The organism is Streptococcus sanguinis (genome assembly GCF_003943735.1).
GTDB lineage: Bacteria > Bacillota > Bacilli > Lactobacillales > Streptococcaceae > Streptococcus > Streptococcus sanguinis_E.
Genome location: NZ_RJMV01000014.1, coordinates 20,699 through 39,639, shown reverse-complemented (window position 1 = coordinate 39,639; position 18,941 = coordinate 20,699). Strand labels below are relative to the sequence as shown.

Sequence of the window (18,941 nt, the reverse complement as noted above, 5' to 3'; positions counted from 1 at the left end):
CTGCAACAACCTTAATCTCGGCTAAAAAGCTTTACATAAAATTTTGTGGTTCATTATCAATTGTCAGACGTAAATCTTTATTGTCCCGATTCTGTGTCCAGTCCAAGACTTGATTTAGTGTCGCCTGCAGCTTGTCTTCAAAGCGATATTTGAGCAAAATCTGATAATGATAGAGATTGTGGGTACGAGCTATGGGCTTCGGCGTTGGACCCAAGATTTGCACTTTTTCTGACAGACCGCTCCGCAGAACATCCATAACCTCATAGGCTTTTCGCACTGCTGTCTCTTCATCCTTATGCGACAGAGTCAGGCCGACCGTAAAGTAATATGGCGGATAGCCTAGCTGCCGGCGGATTCCCATTTCATAAGCATAAAAGCCCTCGTAATCCTGCTGCTTGGCAAACTCAATGGCATAATGATGGGGATTATAGGACTGGATGAAGACTTGACCAGCCTTTTCTGCTCTACCAGCCCGGCCCGCCACCTGAGTCAGCAGCTGGAAGGTTCGCTCTGAAGAGCGAAAGTCCGGTAGATTAAGAGCTGTGTCTGCATTGAGTACACCAACCAGCGTCACGTTTGGAAAATCTAGCCCCTTGGCAATCATCTGAGTGCCTAAGAGAATATCTGCTTGCCCTTGACCAAAGCTTTCTAAAATAGCTTCATGACTACCTTTCTTACGGGTTGTATCTACATCCATCCGTAAAATGAGAGCCTGGGGAAAGAACTGAACCAACTCATCATAAGCTTTCTGCGTCCCTGTCCCATAATAGCGAATACTGCGGCTGGCACAGTTAGGACAAGACTGAGGAATATTCTTAGTAAAACCACAGTAGTGGCAGTTCATGGTCTTGGTGTCCATATGCAGGGTCAGAGAAATATCACAGTTAGGGCAGCTATCAACGGTCCCACATTCCCGACACATGACAAAACTGGAATAACCCCGCCTATTAAGCATGAGAACCGTCTGCTCTCCCTTATCCAGACGATCTTGAATAGCATCTAGCAGGACTGGCGTGAAATTACTGGCTTCATGCTGGCCGATATAATCCCGAAAATCCACCACTTCCACTTGAGGAATCTGCGCCAGCGGATTTGCGCGCTTGCTGAGCAGCTGAAAATCATAGACACCACGACTTGCTCGAGCACGGCTCTCCAGGCTCGGAGTCGCCGACCCCAGCACTAAGACAGCTTGATTGTACTGAGCTCGCAGGAGAGCCACCTCTCTAGCATGATAGCGAGGATTAGAATCCTGCTTGTAGGAGGATTCATGCTCTTCATCAATGATGATGGCTCCAATATTTGTCAGCGGAGCAAAAATAGCTGAGCGCGCGCCGACAACGACCTGAGCAGCTCCTCGCTCCACCTTGCGCCATTCATCATATTTCTCACCGTCAGACAGACCTGAATGCAAAATTGCAACTTGGTCGCCAAATCTAGAAATAAAACGGTCAGTAACCTGCGGAGTCAGAGAAATCTCCGGAACCAGCATGATAGCAGTCTTTCCCTGAGCCAGTGCCTCTGCGATGACCTGCAGGTAAACTTCGGTCTTCCCGCTGCCAGTAACCCCTTCTAAGAGGACTGGCTGAGAATGACTCTGACCAATTTTCTGAGTGATTGCCGCAACTGCTGCGGCTTGTTCATCATTTAAGGTCAGACTTTGCTGCTGACGCTCCTTTTGGAAATAAGCAGCAGAACGGCTGATTTCTCTATCCTCAATGCTAATTAGATTTTCTTTGATAAAATAATTAATAATATCCCGCGAAAAGTTTTCTCGCAAATCAGCCAAGAGCCGGCTGTCCTGCTGCTCCAGCAAGACTTCTTTTAATGCTTGTTTTTTCTTGGCTTGTCGGGGAAGGTCATGATTTTGCAGAGCGGTATGATTGACCTGATACCATTTCTCAGTCTTAATATGCTTCTTGTCCGTCGCCTGATACTCCAGCCGAATGCGGCCAGTTTGGGTCAGTCGCATCAGCTTGGCCTGGCTTTTCTTGTCCAAATCAGAGAAGCGAAGACTGTCCTCCTGACCAAAGATAGCTGAGCGTTCCTCATCATTCAGCAGCTCTGTCGGATAGAGCAGTTTATCATAGCTGGAGTTGAGAAGACTAGGCAGCATGGCCTTTAAAAGGGTAATCTTATAGGAAAAGACTGACTTACGCAGTTCATCCGCCAGCCAGAGCTGTTCCTGATTCAAGACGGGGCTGAAATCAAGGACTTCTGCAATTTCCTTCAGCTCTTCTTGGCCTCCCGTCTCATCAAAGCCGACTACAATCCCTTGAATCAGGCGATTTCCCTGCCCAAAAGGGACATGGACCCGCATGCCAGCTGCCAGCATCCCTTCAAACTCTTCTGGAATAGCATAACTATAGGGCTTGTCCGTCTGCATCAGAGGAACATCCACAATAATCTTTGCTAGCTTCACATTCTCACCCCACTTTCCTAAACGTCATTACAGAAAAAATAAGATTGAGCATCCCCAACCTTAAATCTTCTCACCTTCTTCTTTTTCTTTAGCGATTTGCTCTTTAATCTTGCGTTCTTCTTCTTCTTTACGCAGGCGCTCTTCTTCTGCCCGACGGCGAACTGCCTCGCGCTTGCCTTCTGGATCTGGATGGATAACGACATTGCCGGATTCAATTTCTTCCAAAGCACGAAGAGTGGATTTAACAGACTTGAATTCCTGCGTAGCGGGAGCTCCAGCTTCAAGCTCATGAGCGCGCTTAGCTTCTAAAATAACCAAGGAATATTTTGACGGAACCTTGTCCAGCAATGTGTCAATAGACGGTTTTAACATCATAATTTTCTACCTAATTTCTAACTTTCTATCGAATAATCGTTTCATTTTTTGGAAGCATGTCCTGATAACGGCCGATAACACGGTCTACTCGGAAATGCTCTGCTTCAATCACGCGCTTGACACGGTCGGCAGCCAGCGACACCTGATCATTGACAATGGCATAATCATACTCGCGCATGAGGGCAATTTCCTCTTTGGCCTTTTCAATGCGCTGGGCGATAATCTCAGCACTGTCTGTCCCGCGGCCGACCAAGCGGTCTTTGAGTTCTTCTAAGTCTGGAGGAGTCAAAAAAATAAAGACGGCATCTGGAACTTTTTTCTTGACTTGCAAAGCTCCCTGAACTTCAATCTCCAGGAAGACATCAATACCTTTATCCAGCGTTTCATTGACATAAGTCAGAGGCGTCCCGTAGTAGTTTCCTACATACTCTGCATACTCCAGCATCTGTCCCTGACGAATCAGCTCTTCAAACTCCTCGCGAGTGCGGAAGAAATAGTCAACTCCATCCACTTCACCTGGACGCTGAGTACGAGTCGTCATGGATACCGAGTACTGAAATTGATTATCAGTGCTTTCAAAAATTTCTCGTCTAACAGTCCCTTTTCCTACACCAGAGGGGCCAGAAAAGACGATTAGTAAGCCTCGTTCCGTCATCATGTCTCCTTCACAGTCTTTCTATCTAGTGTAACAAAATTAGGCTGATATTTCAAGAGTATAGGAAGAAATGTATGTGTCTAGAGTTTTGAGAAACTAGAAAAAATAAGCAAGCAATCATACGGAAAACCAAATAGACCGGCAGATAATTCAAGAAAAAAGCAATCTGTTACCAGACTGCATTTCTTCTTTATTTTGCGTAGTCAACGGCACGCATCTCACGGATAACCGTTACCTTGATATTGCCTGGATATTCCAAGTTGTTTTCGATCTTTTCACGCACATCGTGCGCCAAAATCGTAATCTTGTCATCCTTAATCTTGTCCGGCTGAACCATAATCCGGATTTCACGGCCGGCTTGTAAAGCAAAGCTGTTCTTGACACCCTTGAAGCTATTAGCGATTTCTTCCAAATCTTGGAGACGCTTGATATAGCTTTCCAGAGATTCACTGCGGGCACCTGGACGAGCAGCACTGAGTGCGTCTGCTGCAGCTACGATAACAGCAATGACACTTTCTGCTTCCACATCTCCGTGGTGGCTGGCAATCGTATTAACAACGATTGGATGCTCCTTGTACTTACGAGCCAGTTCAGTCCCGATTTCCACGTGGCTGCCTTCAACCTCACGGTCAATAGACTTGCCAATATCATGGAGAAATCCAGCACGGCGAGCTAAATTGGCATTTTCACCCAACTCAGCAGCGATGATACCGGAAAGCTTGGCCACTTCAATAGAGTGCCGCAGGACATTCTGGCCATAAGAAGTACGGAACTGCAAACGACCCATGATTTTCATCAGATCAGGATGCAGGTTAGGAGCTCCGATTTCATAAGCTGCGGCTTCCCCATACTCACGGATGCGATTGTCAATTTCCAGACGATTCTTCTCAACCAACTCCTCGATGCGAGCTGGGTGAATACGGCCATCTTTCAAGAGTGCTTCCATGGTCATACGAGCAATCTCACGTCGAATCGGATCAAAACCTGAGAGAGTAACCACTTCAGGCGTATCATCAATGATGACATCAATACCAGTCAGACTTTCAAAAGTTCGGATATTGCGACCTTCACGGCCAATAATCCGGCCCTTCATACTGTCATCTGGCAGATGCACCGTTGAATTGGTTTGCTCAGCGACATAATCACCGGCAATACGCTGCATGGCTTGGACCAAGATATTCTTCGCAACCTTATCAGACCGCTCTTTGATATCTTGCTCCGCATCCCGAATCCTAGTCGCAATCTCTTTAGAAAGCTTGTCCTCGGTCTGCGTCAAAATAATATCACGCGCTTCTGTCTGCGATAGCGAAGCAACTCGCTCCAGCTCTGCCGCCTTCTGCTTTTCAAGTTCCGCTACTTGTTCTTCACGCGCATCAATGTGTTTAGATTTATCTGAGAGACTTTGTTCTTTTTGCTCCAAAGCCTTTTCTTTGTTGCTTAAATTATCGTCTTTGCGGTCAAGGGTAGAAGCACGCTCTGTCAAGCGGCTTTCGATTTGTTTTAACTCTTGACGTTCAGACTTAAATTCTGCATCAACTTGTTCACGATATTTTCTGGCTTCTTCTTTTGCCTCCAAAAGTGCTTCTTTTTTAAGCGAACTTGTTTCCCGCTTGGCTTCTTTGACAATCAAATCAGCTTCGCGTTCAGCCTGTCCGCGTAAATTGGTTGCTTCTTGTTCAGCATTTAAAAGAGTAAGCTCTGCAGCTTCTTTAGATGATTTCATCTTAGCTGAGACACTTACATATCCAATCACTAAACCAATGATGGCAGCAAAAACAGACATAATTATAGGAAATAGGTCCATGTTTTTACTCCAAATCTATTTAATTGTTGAATTCAAAATTCCATACTATTCTATCACAAATCTAAAAAATTCACAAACCTATTTTTTGAAAAACAAGAAAGCTTTTGTCCAATTTTTACCGACTAAATCTTCAAAGTTTGTAGAAGCCTGAGCACCAAAACTTTTTTCAAGAGATAAGCAAGATTGTTCAAATTTTTCATTCCTTTAAGATGCAAACTTTATTCCCAAATAAAAATTTTTTATGCTATAATCAGAGAAGAAAATGTGTCTATGAGACAGGCTTTTTCTTCGCTAACAAGACAAACTTATGGCTTGATATCAATAGAAAAACCTTCTCGCACTTGCTATATTGTAAAGGAGAAACCATGTCTAAAGAAGTTATCGTCGAAAGCTTTGAGCTGGATCACACCATTGTCAAAGCGCCTTATGTCCGCCTTATCGGAGAAGAAACTGGCCCTAGAGGCGACATCATTTCCAATTTTGATATCCGTCTGGTTCAGCCTAATGAAGATTCAATCCCAACTGCTGGCCTGCATACCATTGAGCATTTGCTGGCCATGTTGATTCGCAAGCGCATTGATGGTATGATTGACTGCTCACCTTTTGGCTGCCGCACTGGTTTTCATATGATTATGTGGGGCCAACACAGCTCCAGCCAGATTGCTCAGGTCATCAAATCCTGTCTGGAAGAAATCGCTGAGTCAACTAGCTGGGAAGATGTCCCTGGAACAACCATTGAATCCTGCGGAAACTACAAGGATCACAGCCTCTTTTCAGCCAAAGAATGGGCTAAGCTCATTCTCAGCCAAGGAATCTCTGACGATGCCTTTGAACGCCATGTGATTTAAAACAGTAAAAAGTTCTCGAAATCGAGAACTTTTTTTGTGCATGTATAATGAAATCCATCAACAAACTAGAAATCAAGTGAGTCAGCATGACCCGGTCCATTTCCGACGAAGTATCCAGTCTTACAGTTGATACTGAAGAGGTAGGTACCGTCTGGTTTGAAGAGGTTGTAGTAGCCGTTTCCTTTGATAATATTAACGCGTTCCAGAATATAGCTGTCTCCAGAAATGTAGCCGCGCTCACGAGAAGTTTGCAAAATCTTCTCCAGAACGCCAGGATTAAACGTCCAAGCCGGATTGTTGATGTCATCAATAGCTGCTTGATTATAAGGAACACGACTGAGGTCTCTCTGCAGATTTACTCCGTTGCTTGGGAGACCATAGCCAGAGTAAGAGCTGGAAGCTCCTGAACCAGAAGCAGACGAGCTTGAACCGCCACTTGTACCTGCACCTGTACCTCCTTGATCAGTAGCGGGAGCTGGTGTTGGTACTTGTTGACTACGTCCTTGGGCAATCGCTGCCTTTAGAACTTCATCTAACTTAGCATTGCCACTTGATACATCTGAGAAGGTCGCATTTGTATTCGCCTTGGCATCCTTGTTCAAGACACCGTCAGTAATCGCTCCGCCATCAAACTGCGAATTGACACTTTGGATAGCCGAAATCTGCTTGACCAAGGAATCATACTTGCTCTTAGCGGCATCATAGTCTTTGCTGCCTTTTAGCTTTTCAAGTAAGGTTTTTAATTTTTCCAAGTCACCAAATTTACTGTTTTTAACAGCTGTCTGATTGCTATCTGTGAAGAATGCAGCATACTCATCATTAAAGGACTTCAAATCCTTGGCAATATTATCAGAGCTAGAGGAAGACGAGCTCTTTTTACTGGACTGCGATGTTGAAGAGCTGGAGCTTGTAACGGTCTTATGACCCCAATTATGCCCCAGAGCAAAGTAAAGCCCTGTGCCCGCTACAGCAATCCCTAAAAGTCCTAAGACTGGATAAAGGAAAGCTTTTTTCTTGTAGAAAGGCGTCTTAGAAACCTGTAATTCCTTCTCATCAAGCGGTTCTGGAATAGGACCGTAAGATGTCTTTTGAACGGGAGCGGCAGGAACCGCATCAGCTTGCTCTGAGCGTTGACTGCGAGAACCTAAGGGGTTTGGAGCTGCTTCTGGCTCACTTGCTCTCTCAGTGCCTGTCGACTGAGCTGTTGGAATCTCCTGTTCACTTTCAACCTCTTGCCGTCTTTCTTTGATGAAGTCGGTCAAATCAGAAGAGGCTTGCTCAGTTTGAGCTGCTTCCTGCTCCTGCAGCTTTCTGATTTTCTGGGTTTCAAATTTTCCAGCTTCGATTTCCTGACGGTGCTGCTTGATATACTTATCTAGCACATTGTCACTTTCATTCACACCGGCTTCCAGCTCCTCTTTTTTACGAGTGGCTTGTCCGACTGTCATTTCCTTGGCCTCTTCAAAATCAAGGACCGACTCTTTCTTTTCTTCTTCCGGTGAGTAGTTTTCTTCTTTCGTCACGGCAAATCCTTTCTAATCTAACTGACGTTTGACCCGCTGGCCAAAATACTGATATAAATCAACTTTTAAAGTACCATTATAAAGTTTGCGTTTTTTATCGGCCTGACTGCCGTATTTGCTTTCAAACGCTTCATCGCTAGTCAGGATAAACTTGCTCCAGGTTTTGAGCGGAGCAAAGGTTTCTCCCATTTCCTGATAAAGACGAGTCACAGTCTCATCATCTAGGAGGCGCTCCCCATACGGCGGATTAGAGATAATCACACCATTAATCTTATCTGTATGCAAATCCTGCAGACGCATCTGCTTGAAGTGAATCTGCTCTGCAACTCCTGCTTGCTCAGCGTTTTTTCGAGCTAGTTCTACCATACGGCCATCGATATCCGATCCAGAAATATTCAGCTGGATGGTCTGATCAATCTGACTGAGTGCAGTCGAGCGAGCCTGAGCTACCAGGTCTTTATCCACCCAATTCCAGTCTTCAAAGGCAAAGGGACGATGGAGTCCCGGCGCTATCTTCATCCCAATCATGGCTGCCTCGATACAAAAAGTACCAGAGCCGCAAGTCGGGTCTATCAAAGGCTTATCTGGATACCAATTTGATAGAAGTAAAATAGCTGCTGCCATATTCTCCTTGATCGGTGCACCACCTTTATCGGCCCGATAACCACGTTTGAAGAGGCTGGATCCTGTCGTATCAATCATGACCGTCGCTACATCTTTTAGAATAGAAACCTCTATCCTAAACTCAGCTCCATTTTCCTGCAGGGGCACCCCTTCCGGACGTGCATAATGCTTCTGCAGCTTCTTGACAACTGCCTTTTTAGAAATAGCCTGAACGCTAGGCTCATTGTGAAGTTTTGACTTGACACATTTGGCCTTGGCAATAGGAAATTTAGCTCCCAGCGGTAGATAATTCTCCCAATCCAGAGCAAAAACTCCCTGAAAGAGCTCTTCAAAAGTCTTGGCTGGAAAACTGCCAACTACAATCTTAATCCGATCGGCCGCGCGCAGCCAGAGATTGGTTTGAATAATAGTACTGACATCACCCTCGAAGCGAACCCGGCCATTTTCGACCTGACAATCAAGTCCCAACTCTCTGATTTGACGGCCGACGACAGCTTCTAGCCCTGCCGCTGCGGTCGCAATTAAATTAAATTTTTCTTTCATCTTGGCTTTTTAAATGGATTCTAATCTATACAAACAAAGGGAGTGAGACAAAAATCGTGATTTCGTCACATCGATTTTCCTCACTCTCCCTTTTTAAATTTTGGGCTGAGAAGGTTTCGCTGCCATTTATCAGCTAGCTCATTCCTTGAAATATCCATCAGACAAATGAAGCAACAGTTAGTTGAACTTGGCAGAGAATAGAGCGCTCAGCCACTCTCTTGCTATTCTATTATAAAATTTAAAGAGGACAGGACTTGACGTCCCAGCCTCAGCCTATATGCAATTTTCTGTAAGCCATGTTTTGTTCCGGAAATGACTAGGTACCATTTCCTTCGATAATCATCTGTCTACTGTTTCCAGTCAGAGTGCTATGTTCGATTCCACGCACTCCATGCCCCGACCAAAGTTTGGGTTGCTAGCTTGAGGGGTTTACCGCGTTCCACTTCTTCTGTTTCCAGAAGAACTACGTCACTGTGGCACTTTCAGACCTAATCAGACATATCCAAAGACTTAGCCCTTTCAGTCGCCGTAACGGAAAAATCCGTCCCTAGGCTTATTTCTTCGCCTAGCACAAACACTACCGGCATCACAGCCAGTGCTAGCATGGACTTTCCTCATGAAAATCTAAAATTTCCACGCGATTATCCAAAAATTGCACTGTTCTAAAAAGAACCATTATTCACGATCCAGAATTTGTTTCCCGAATACTTCCTTTTCGAGGCGGTTCAAGCGTTTCAAGATATCAAAGTTAGTCGCAGAAGTCATCTGAGGGAAGCTTTCCACAGTCGACTGAGTCGCTTGTGTTGATTGGACAGGCTGAGTCGGCTGAACCGGTGCTTTTTCAACCGGCTTCGCAGCCAACTCTTCCTTGAGACGGCGATTTTCCTCACGCAGCTCCTTTACCAAGGCTGCATAAGTCTCATAATCCTTGATAATATCATCCAAAAACTCATCCACTTCGGACTTACTATAACCGCGTACTTCGCGTTTAAAATCCTGATCAAAAATATCTTTTGCTGTAAAAATAATACTTGCCATCTTCTCTCTCCAATCTAGTTTGTCATATTCAATTATAAACAAAATGCCTAATAAAAATCAAGATTTATCATCTAATTTCCCGAAAAATTTTCGGCCACTTCATTCAGGTCATCAAATGTTAATTTTTTGATAAAATATTGTTCTTGTTTTTTCATTTCTTGGTAAAGATATTTCAGTTTTGTCTCCTGTTCTTCATCGTAAAACAAGTAGGCTCCATCTGTATTTTGAATGACGAATTGATTGTAATCACGAAACTGACTAGGATTTTGATAGGTCGGATAAGCATACTTGACGAAATCGGCTTGCTTAAAAGCAGCTAATTTTGCTTGATTAGCTTCGTTCCAATTTTCACCTTGATTCTCAAAGAGAAAGATGGTTGCCGTCTGAAATTCATAGTCCTTTTTCAGGTCGTTGGCCAGCTCCAAAACCCAAGATTCAAAGCCCAGATTTCCCATAAAAACCAGCCAATCCACTCCGTCTTCCAAAAAACGGATTAAGTCCCTCTTAGCGGCTTCTTTTATAATTTTTATTCTCATATCTTTTTCCGTCGAAATGCCGATTTCAAAGGCTTTGTAGCCTGTTATTAATAGACTGGTCATTTATTCTCCCTTAAAAAAGTTTTTTGTGGTATAATAGAGTGATGCTATTGTACCAATAAGGAGTTTTATGGTCAACTATCCGCATAAGCTAAAGGCAAAAAGCAGTATCAACAGGCCTGTTCCCGGCATTGTTAACTTTGCCAATCGTGGGATGTCTTTTGAAAAGATGATCAACGAATCCAACAACTACTATCTAAGCAGAGGACTCGCTGTCATCCATAAAAAGCCTACCCCCATTCAGATTGTCAAGGTTGATTATCCGCACCGTAGCCGAGCCAAGATTGTAGAGGCTTACTTTCGGCAAGCTTCCACAACAGACTATTCTGGTGTCTACAAGGGCCATTATATTGACTTTGAAGCCAAGGAAACCCGACAGAAAAAATCGATGCCCATGAAAAATTTTCATTCGCATCAGATTGAACATATGGAGGCAGTCCTTGAGCAAAAGGGCATCTGTTTTGTCTTACTGCATTTTTCCAGCTTAAGGGAGACTTACCTACTTCCCGCTTCTTATTTAATTGAGTTTTACAAGATCGACAAGGGAGGGAAGTCCATGCCCTTAACCTACATTCAAGAGCATGGTTATCCGATTGAAATGCAGCAACTTCCCAGCATCCCTTATCTTGAAATTATCGAACAAAAACTACTAGGTGGTATTATAAATGAATAAACAAACTCTTATGCAGGCTTTGAAATATCTTGCAAGTGCACTTATAACCCTGCTTATGATTGGATTCGTGATTGGCTGTTTGGTATTTACCTACTATGCGGTCAAGGCTCCTAAGCTTTCTGAAAAAGACCTCATCGCGACCACATCCAGTAAGATTTTTGACAGCAATAACAATTTGATTGCGGACCTAGGCGCTGAAAAGCGGGTCAATGCTGAAACTAGTGAAATACCTACGGATTTGGTTAACGCCATTGTCGCCATCGAAGACCATCGCTTCTTCAACCACCGCGGGGTGGACTTTATTCGGATTGCAGGTGCCCTTATCAGTAACATCCGTGGCGGAGGCCGTCAAGGTGGTTCAACTCTGACCCAGCAGTTGATTAAGCTGTCTTATTTCTCAACTTCTTCTTCGGACGCGACCCTTTCACGTAAAATCCAAGAAGCTTGGCTGGCCGCTCAGCTTGAGCGCAAAGCAACCAAGCAGCAAATCTTGACCTATTATGTCAACAAAGTCTACATGTCTAACAGTAACTACGGTATGCAGACAGCAGCCCGAAGCTACTATGGCAAGGACCTAAAAGACTTGAGCTTACACCAAACAGCTCTACTGGCAGGTATGCCTCAGGCACCTAACCAATACGACCCTTACACTCACCCAGAGGCTGCAACCAACCGCCGTAATCTGGTACTTCGTGAGATGCATGATCTCAAGTACATCACAGATGAGCAGTATGAGCAAGCTAAGAATACCCCTGTAACCGACGGACTTCAAAGTTTGAAAGCTTCCACTAGTTATCCCGCTTACATGGATAATTATCTTAAGGAAGTAATTGAACAAGTAGAAGAAGAGACTGGCTACAATGTCCTGACAACTGGTATGGAAGTCTATACAAACGTCAACACTGATGCCCAAAAGAAACTCTGGGATATTTACAACACAGGAGATTATGTAGCTTATCCAGATGACGAAATGCAGGTTGCCTCCACTGTTATGGATGTGCAAACTGGTAAAGTCATTGCCCAGCTCGGTTCTCGTAACCAATCTACCAACGTATCCTTTGGTACCAACCAAGCTGTTGAAACCAACCGTGACTTCGGTTCAACAATGAAGCCAATCACCGATTATGCTCCAGCTCTTGAAAATGAAGTCTATACTTCAACTGCTGCTCCTATCACGGATGCTCCATATAACTTCCCGTATTCCAGCACACCAGTCTATAACTGGGATAAGAAATACTACGGCGGGATGACGATTCAATACGCTATTCAGGAATCCCGGAACGTTCCTGCCGTGAAAACGCTGGAAGCCGTTGGTCTGGATGAGTCCCTCAAGTTCCTAAATCGTATTGGGATTAACTATCCTGAAATGTTCTATGTTAATGCCTTTTCAAGTAATACCAGCAAATCCGGCAACGAATACGGAGCCAGCAGTGAAAAAATGGCTGCTGCCTATGCAGCCTTTGCCAATGGTGGTACTTACTACAAACCTCAGTATGTCAATCGCGTTGTCTTCAGCGACGGAACAGAGAAGACCTTCTCCAACAATGGTTCCAAGGCTATGAAGGAAACGACAGCCTACATGATGACCGATATGATGAAAACAGTCTTGCAGTCTGGTACAGGTACAAACGCTGCTATTTCTGGGGTTTATCAGGCTGGTAAGACTGGAACCTCCAACTATGCTGACGATGAATTAGCCAAGCTGACCAAGCCTTACTACTACTCTAGCATTGTCACACCAGACGAGCTCTTCGTTGGTTACACGCCTAAGTATTCAATGGCTGTTTGGACCGGCTACTCTAACCGCCTGACACCAATTCTTGATGATGGGGTTAAGGTAGCAACAGATGTCTACCGCGAAATGATGCTTTACCTAGCTCAAGACGGCTCTGCTTCAGAAGATTGGGAAATGCCAGATGGTCTCTACCGCAGTGGATCTTATGTCTACCTCAACAGTGGTACTGGCTATAACCGTTACTACAATAACCAGCAGTACTATAACTATTCTAGCTATAGCAGTTACAGTACAGAAGCTAGCTCTGACACATCAGCTTCCAGTGAGCATTCTGGTGATTCAAACAATAGCTCTTCTAGCCACAATGACTCATCTTCCGGTGACGGTGGAAATGACTAGGGTTACGAAGATTAGAATACAAACTAAAAGAGTAAGAATGAAAAATTCTTACTCTTTTCTTATTCTCTCATCAAAGCTTACTTTGCCAAAGCACCCATGGGATCCCAGGGAGATAGGACAAGAGGCTCTGCTTCATATGCAGCTAATTCTGCGGCTGTCAGAAACTCTTTACGGACGACGATTTGATAGGTATACTCGTCCATCCAAGCGTCAGAGGCTACGAAATAGCCCTTGTTACCAACCTTTTCGCCCCAGGAGTTTTCGACCTTCCATTTCTTAGCCTTGCCATTTTCATCCAAGTCCACACCTGTCAAGACCATAGCGTGGGTCATGAGGCTTTCGCTATAGTCCAAGCGGCCAGCCTTGTCCTGAGTTAGTCGAATATCCATGCTAGCAGTGAAATCATGCATCCCTTCTGCCATAACACCTGCCTTGCGATTGCTAGACTGACCTACATCCGAGCCAAACCAAACGGTCTCGCCAGCCTGCATTTGCGCAATAGCCAGCTCTTTTAGTCGGCCCATTTCAACATTCAAATAACGGACTGGCTTGCTGCCAACGACATTTCCCAACATCTCGACTGTATAGGACCGACCATAAGGCTTGTCTGCAGTCGGCGCATTGATGATAGAAACATAGTCATCTAGCTTGAGGTCAACATATTTTTGATAAAAGGTCTGTGGTGTCAATCCGCTCTCGCTATGGAAATGATTGTCCCTATCGCGATAAGAAAAGTCAAACTGGCGAGGCGGCAAGCCTAAATTCATAGCTAGGAAGTTAAAGACTTCTTGGAGGAGCTCTTCTTTCTTAGCCTGAAGTTCTGCCAAGTCTGCTCCTTCTACCACTAATTCTCGCAAAATCTGCGCATCCTGGCGCAAGAGCTTATTGAGAATTTGATTGAGCACACGGCTGTTACTGGAAGAGATTGACTCTGGATAGACGGACTTAGGCACGACGCCGTATTTCTCAAAAAGCGCCACGACCATATCCCATTGACCACCATCCTGCTGAGGCGTATCTAAGAGAAACTTGACCTTACGGCTAGTCAATTCTTGGTCAGCCGTCGCAATCACCTGCTCTAAGAACCAGTTGGATTTTTCATATTTATCCCAAAAGAAGGTATGGGCTTGAGATAGCTCAAAATCCTCCAGTTGGAAACCAGCAATCATCTTGTGGCGGAAGGTATTAAGAGCTGCAAACATCCAACAGCGTCCAGAAGCTTTCTGGTCGCTAACCTTGTCCTTAGTGAGGTCCAGTGAAAAGACAGGTGTGTTTTCCACAGCAGCGCTTCGCTTCTCTAAGGAAGCCAAAAGGCCATTGTGGCTGATGGCATTTTCAATTGCTGCAAACTTGGGATTGGCCTCATAAGCAGCATACAACTTATCTGTAAAATCTTGTTCTAACGACTTCATAGAATCCTCCTTGTCATTATACATCTATTATAGAACTTTAAAAAAAGAGCGCAAGTAAAAAGGCTGGGCAAAAGAGTCCTAGCCTTTTTCTAAATCGGATGTTAGGATTCCATAGACGGAAAAATCTTTGACTTGTCCTTTATGAAATACAGCCTGACGGAAAGTACCTTCGTAGCTCATTCCAGCTTTAGCCATAACACGCCCCGAAGCTGGATTGGCTGTTACAAATCTTGCTGTGACACGATTGAATCCTGCGTCTTGCAAGAGATAGTTCAAAACAGCTTTCAAAGCTTCTGTCATCAGCCCCTGCCCCCAATAGTCTTTACTTAAAATATAACCGATTTCGCAAGCATTAACTGCTTCATCTCTATCCACCACACTAATATCGCCAATCACTTGTTCAGGATTTTCTTTCAGGCAGATGGCCCACTTGTAAAAATCCTTGTTTTGATAATTCTCAACCCAGCGAGCAATGGATCGTTTGGTGACTTCAGGACTCTCGTGAGCACACCAGGTCACATGCAACAAATTATCCGGACGACAAGCCCAGTTGTCGTACATAGCTTGAGCATCTGATTCCAGAAAAGGTCTTAGCAAAAGATGTTTGGTTTCAATGGACTGTGTACCAATCTTTTTCATAGCTTCCTCGTTTCTTAGCTCAAACTAAAAAGTTTCAATAGAGATTTCACTTCCAAAATTCATCAAAAATCGTAATCGGCAAATGGCGTTTATGCTGTCCTTTATGCCACCAAGATTCGATAGTTTCTTGGGCTTGAGCTGAAACAGACTTACCTTCGAGATAATCGTCAATTTCATTGTAGGTCACTCCCAGAGCGACTTCATCCGCAATCCCAGGTTTTTCCTCTTCCAAATCAGCCGTCGGTACCTTTTCATAGAGGGCAGGATCAGCTCCTAAAGTGGCCAAAAGCTGCTTGCCTTGCCGTTTATTGAGACGGTAAAGCGGTAAGATATCTGCTCCGCCATCCCCAAACTTGGTGAAAAAGGCCGTGACATTTTCTGCTGCGTGATCGGTCCCAATGACAGCCCCGCTGTACGAACCAGCCAAAGCATACTGGGCAATCATACGGCTGCGGGCCTTGATATTGCCCTTGTTAAAATCAGAGACTGTGGCACCCGTTGCCTCCACAGCCCTTGTCATGGCATCAGCAGATTCCTTGATATTGACTGTCAAACTGACATCGGGCTGGATAAAAGCCAGAGCCTTTTGCGCATCATCTTCATCTGCCTGAACACCGTAAGGCAGACGAACAGCGATAAAGCGGTAGCTATTATCACCAGTCTCAGCCCGCATTTCCTCTACAGCTAGCTGGGCCAAACGGCCAGCCAAGGTCGAGTCCTGACCACCAGAAATTCCCAGAACATAACTTTTCAAGAAAGGATGCTTTCTTAGATAGGCCTTGAGAAAGTCCACCGACTTGCGGATTTCTTCCTCCGGGTCAATGATTGGTTTGACGCCCAGTTGAGCGATAATTTCTTCTTGTAGACTCATTTTTCTGCTCCTGTCTGGTAGGCTTTCTTGCGCATCTGGTCAATCAAATCCATCTTATCCTGCCAGATATCTCGAGCCAGGTCAACTGGATAATCCTGTGGATTGAGAACCCGCTTGTACTCGTCCCAAAGTTTATCAAATTCCTTACGGGCATAGGCTTGGATCTCAGTTAAGGTCGGCTGATTATAAACCAAATTCCCTTCTTGGAAAATTTCCACCAAAAGCGGTACGGCATCAAAATTTTTTACCGTTTTATTGATGTAGGTATAGGTCGGATGAAACATTTCCAGCTCTTCCAAGCCATTAACATCAAGGCCATCATAGGTAATGTAGTCTCCCTCGGACTTCCCTTTTTCGCGGCTGGTAATACGCCAAACCTGCTTCTTGCCTGGAGTCGAAACTTTTTCGGCATTATTGGACAGCTTGATGGTATTGCGCAAAACGCCATTCTCATCTTCAATAGCAACAATCTTATAAACCGCTCCTAAAGCCGGCTGGTCGTAGGCTGTAATGAGCTTGGTTCCCACACCCCAGACATCTATCTTGGCTTTTTGCATTTTCAAGTTGAGAATGGTATTTTCATCCAGATCATTGGACGCATAAATCTTAGCGTCAGGGAAGCCAGCTTCATCTAATTGCTGACGAACTTTCTTAGAAATATAGGCAAGGTCTCCCGAATCAATGCGGACACCCAGAAACTTAATCTTGTCTCCTAGCTCACGCGCCACCCGAATGGCTGCCGGAACACCTAAGCGCAATGTATCGTAGGTATCTACTAGGAAAACACAGTTATGATGAGTCTCAGCGTAAGCTTTAAAGGCATCATAATCATTTCCATAGACTTGAACGAGAGCATGGGCATGCGTTCCCAAGACTGGAATATCAAAGAGCTTGCCAGCTCGGACATTACTGGTACCGTTAGCTCCGCCAATCACCGCTGCCCTAGTCCCCCAAATAGCAGCATCCATTTCCTGGGCCCGGCGCGTACCGAACTCCATCAGTGGCTCATCTTCGATAACAGAGCGGATACGGGCTGCCTTGGTAGCAATCAGGGTCTGAAAATTAACGATATTGAGCAGAGCAGTCTCAACCAGCTGACACTGAGCCAGTGGACCTTCCACCTGCACGATTGGTTCATTGGCAAAAACCAAATCACCTTCCTGAACAGATCTTACTGTCAGACTCATCTTGAGATTCCGCAAATAATCCAGAAACTCTCCGTGATAGCCCAAGGATTGCAAATAATCTAAATCGCTCTGGCTGAACGTCAGATTATTGAGATAGGAAATAATTCTTTCCAAGCCCGCAAAAACTGCGTAGCCGTTATTAAAAGGATTCTTACGGAAAAAAACTTCAAAAACTGCACGCTTGTTATGAATATTTTGCTTGAAATAAACCTGCATCATGTTGATTTGGTACAAATCAGTGTGCAGAGTTAAACTATCATCTGGGTACATCTTCTTGCTCCTTTACGCTAGATACCTCTTATTATATCATAATTCCAGAAAAGCTAAGCAAATCCTGTCAACTCACTTGAATAGACACACTTGCTTAGCTCTTATTTTTATGCTTGCTCTGTAAGATATTTGTATGCTTCCTGACTGGCAATGGCACCATCGCCAACAGCCGTTGTAATCTGGCGCAGGTCTTTCTGGCGAACATCACCAATAGCGTAAATACCGGCTACTGACGTTTTCATCTGATGGTCCGTCAGAATCCAGCCAGCCTCATCAGTGATACTCAAGTCCGCAGCAAATTCACTAACCGGATCTAGACCGACATAGATAAAGATGCCGCCAAAATCTGCTTGGCTAATCTCACCTGTCTTGACATTCTTGAAGGTTACGCCAGTCACTTTACGCTCATCACCATGGATACTTTCCACTACAGAATCCCAGACAAAGCGAATCTTTTCATTGGCAAAGGCGCGATCCTGCAGCACCTTTTGTGCTCGCAGCTCATCACGACGGTGAACAATGGTCACACTTTTTGCAAAGCGCGTCAAGAAAATAGCTTCCTCTACCGCCGAGTCGCCACCACCGACAACCAGCAGGTCTTCATCGCGGAAAAATGCGCCATCACAGACCGCACAGTAGGAAACGCCGCGGCTGTTGTAGTCTTCCTCGCCAGGAACCCCCAGATGACGATGATTGGCACCAGAAGCAATGATGACTGTTTTAGCTTCAAAACGCTCATCCTCTGTGATGACTTCCTTAAAATCGCCTCGGTCTTCAATTTTTTCTACTAGGCCAAATAGATGTTCAACACCTAGATTCTCAAGAGGCTCAAACATTTTCTCTGCTAGCTCAGGACCACTAATATTGGCATAGCCTGGATAGTTTTCAATGTCAGCAGTATTGTTCATCTGACCACCAGGAATACCACGCTCCAGCAGGGCAACTTTTAGGTTGCTGCGGGCTGCATAGAGGGCAGCTGTCATGCCGGCAGGCCCGGCTCCAATAATAATTGTATCGTACATAACTCTTCTTTCTCCTTGTTGTAACTAGAATTATTCTAACAACTTTTCTACAGTTTTACAAGCATTTAAGCTTTTAGGACAATGAGCAGGCCCAGCGTCGCAAAAGACAGGACTGGAATCGTCATAATGACAATCAAAAGGACATCGTACAGATGACTCTGACGCTCCTTGGCTGTCTTGTCCTTGCGGCGAATCATCCGCAGTCCAATCCATAAACCCGCAATAATCCCTACACCGACTGCTGTATAAAGCAGGCTCTCGATATAAAGTGCAAATATTTGATCTAACATGTCAACTCCTCAAAGGTC

At 44.7% G+C, this 18,941-nt stretch carries 17 protein-coding genes and 1 other RNA gene; 3 read left to right on the top strand and 15 right to left on the bottom strand.

The genetic code is table 11. The features are described 5' to 3' along the window. Positions 1-31 precede the first annotated feature (31 nt). From D8877_RS11045 to D8877_RS11030, 4 genes are all read right to left on the bottom strand, one after another. The gene (locus D8877_RS11045) at positions 32-2,419 is read right to left on the bottom strand and encodes a primosomal protein N' (RefSeq protein WP_125341615.1); all 2,388 of its coding nucleotides are present in this window, start codon (positions 2,417-2,419) and stop codon (positions 32-34) included. A gap of 60 nt (positions 2,420-2,479) precedes the next feature. Continuing rightward, the gene (gene rpoZ / locus D8877_RS11040; protein ID WP_002893503.1) at positions 2,480-2,794 is read right to left on the bottom strand and encodes a DNA-directed RNA polymerase subunit omega; all 315 of its coding nucleotides are present in this window, start codon (positions 2,792-2,794) and stop codon (positions 2,480-2,482) included. Positions 2,795-2,819: 25 nt separating this feature from the next. Then, positions 2,820-3,452 carry a guanylate kinase gene (gene gmk / locus D8877_RS11035; RefSeq protein ID WP_125341614.1) on the bottom strand — a complete coding sequence of 211 codons (633 nt, stop codon included), beginning with the start codon at positions 3,450-3,452 and terminating at the stop codon, positions 2,820-2,822. 187 nt (positions 3,453-3,639) lie between these two features. Beyond that, on the bottom strand, positions 3,640-5,253 hold the full coding sequence (locus tag D8877_RS11030; RefSeq protein WP_002911302.1) for a ribonuclease Y: 1,614 nt from the start codon (positions 5,251-5,253) through the stop codon (positions 3,640-3,642). A 365-nt stretch (positions 5,254-5,618) separates the two neighbouring features. On the opposite strand from D8877_RS11030, the gene D8877_RS11025 reads away from it, so the two are divergent. Beyond that, the gene (locus D8877_RS11025; RefSeq protein ID WP_125341613.1) at positions 5,619-6,101 is read left to right on the top strand and encodes an S-ribosylhomocysteine lyase; all 483 of its coding nucleotides are present in this window, start codon (positions 5,619-5,621) and stop codon (positions 6,099-6,101) included. A gap of 65 nt (positions 6,102-6,166) precedes the next feature. Here D8877_RS11025 and D8877_RS11020 read toward each other — a convergent pair whose 3' ends face one another. The 5 genes from D8877_RS11020 to D8877_RS10995 form a co-directional block, all read right to left on the bottom strand. Further along, positions 6,167-7,624: a cell division site-positioning protein MapZ family protein gene (locus D8877_RS11020; RefSeq protein ID WP_125342649.1), complete on the bottom strand. Its 1,458-nt coding sequence runs from the start codon at positions 7,622-7,624 to the stop codon at positions 6,167-6,169. Positions 7,625-7,636: 12 nt separating this feature from the next. Further along, on the bottom strand, positions 7,637-8,791 hold the full coding sequence (locus D8877_RS11015; protein ID WP_125353360.1) for a THUMP domain-containing class I SAM-dependent RNA methyltransferase: 1,155 nt from the start codon (positions 8,789-8,791) through the stop codon (positions 7,637-7,639). 285 nt (positions 8,792-9,076) lie between these two features. Then, positions 9,077-9,444, bottom strand: an RNA gene (gene rnpB / locus D8877_RS11005) — RNase P RNA component class B. A gap of 22 nt (positions 9,445-9,466) precedes the next feature. Further along, on the bottom strand, positions 9,467-9,829 hold the full coding sequence (gene gpsB, locus D8877_RS11000) for a cell division regulator GpsB (protein WP_050540601.1): 363 nt from the start codon (positions 9,827-9,829) through the stop codon (positions 9,467-9,469). A gap of 71 nt (positions 9,830-9,900) precedes the next feature. Beyond that, the gene (locus D8877_RS10995) at positions 9,901-10,428 is read right to left on the bottom strand and encodes an SLOG family protein (RefSeq protein WP_004185623.1); all 528 of its coding nucleotides are present in this window, start codon (positions 10,426-10,428) and stop codon (positions 9,901-9,903) included. 67 nt (positions 10,429-10,495) lie between these two features. Here D8877_RS10995 and recU point away from each other — a divergent pair, with 67 nt between their 5' ends. Together recU and pbp1a are read left to right on the top strand one after the other, a co-directional pair. Then, positions 10,496-11,098: a Holliday junction resolvase RecU gene (recU, locus tag D8877_RS10990; protein WP_125342647.1), complete on the top strand. Its 603-nt coding sequence runs from the start codon at positions 10,496-10,498 to the stop codon at positions 11,096-11,098. Continuing rightward, positions 11,091-13,232, top strand: a complete 2,142-nt coding sequence (gene pbp1a, locus D8877_RS10985) for a penicillin-binding protein PBP1A (protein WP_125353357.1) — start codon at positions 11,091-11,093, stop codon at positions 13,230-13,232. The genes recU and pbp1a overlap by 8 nt, the downstream gene beginning before the upstream one ends. 77 nt (positions 13,233-13,309) lie before the next feature. Here the strand turns inward: pbp1a and pepC are convergent, their stop codons facing one another. The 6 genes from pepC to D8877_RS10955 all read right to left on the bottom strand — a co-directional run bounded on the left by pepC (position 13,310) and on the right by D8877_RS10955 (position 18,923). Continuing rightward, positions 13,310-14,644: an aminopeptidase C gene (gene pepC, locus D8877_RS10980; RefSeq protein WP_125353354.1), complete on the bottom strand. Its 1,335-nt coding sequence runs from the start codon at positions 14,642-14,644 to the stop codon at positions 13,310-13,312. A 78-nt stretch (positions 14,645-14,722) separates the two neighbouring features. Further along, positions 14,723-15,283 (bottom strand): GNAT family N-acetyltransferase, encoded by a 561-nt coding sequence (locus D8877_RS10975; RefSeq protein ID WP_125353352.1) that lies wholly within the window; start codon positions 15,281-15,283, stop codon positions 14,723-14,725. 46 nt (positions 15,284-15,329) lie between these two features. Continuing rightward, the gene (gene nadE, locus D8877_RS10970; protein ID WP_002908979.1) at positions 15,330-16,154 is read right to left on the bottom strand and encodes an NAD(+) synthase; all 825 of its coding nucleotides are present in this window, start codon (positions 16,152-16,154) and stop codon (positions 15,330-15,332) included. After that, on the bottom strand, positions 16,151-17,611 hold the full coding sequence (locus tag D8877_RS10965) for a nicotinate phosphoribosyltransferase (RefSeq protein WP_125353350.1): 1,461 nt from the start codon (positions 17,609-17,611) through the stop codon (positions 16,151-16,153). Before D8877_RS10965 ends, nadE begins: the two co-directional genes overlap by 4 nt. A 107-nt stretch (positions 17,612-17,718) precedes the next feature. Next, positions 17,719-18,633 (bottom strand): thioredoxin-disulfide reductase, encoded by a 915-nt coding sequence (gene trxB, locus D8877_RS10960; protein WP_125353348.1) that lies wholly within the window; start codon positions 18,631-18,633, stop codon positions 17,719-17,721. Positions 18,634-18,698: 65 nt separating this feature from the next. Further along, positions 18,699-18,923, bottom strand: coding sequence for a DUF4059 family protein (locus tag D8877_RS10955; protein WP_002893522.1), 225 nt, complete (start codon positions 18,921-18,923; stop codon positions 18,699-18,701). Positions 18,924-18,941: the final 18 nt, after the last annotated feature.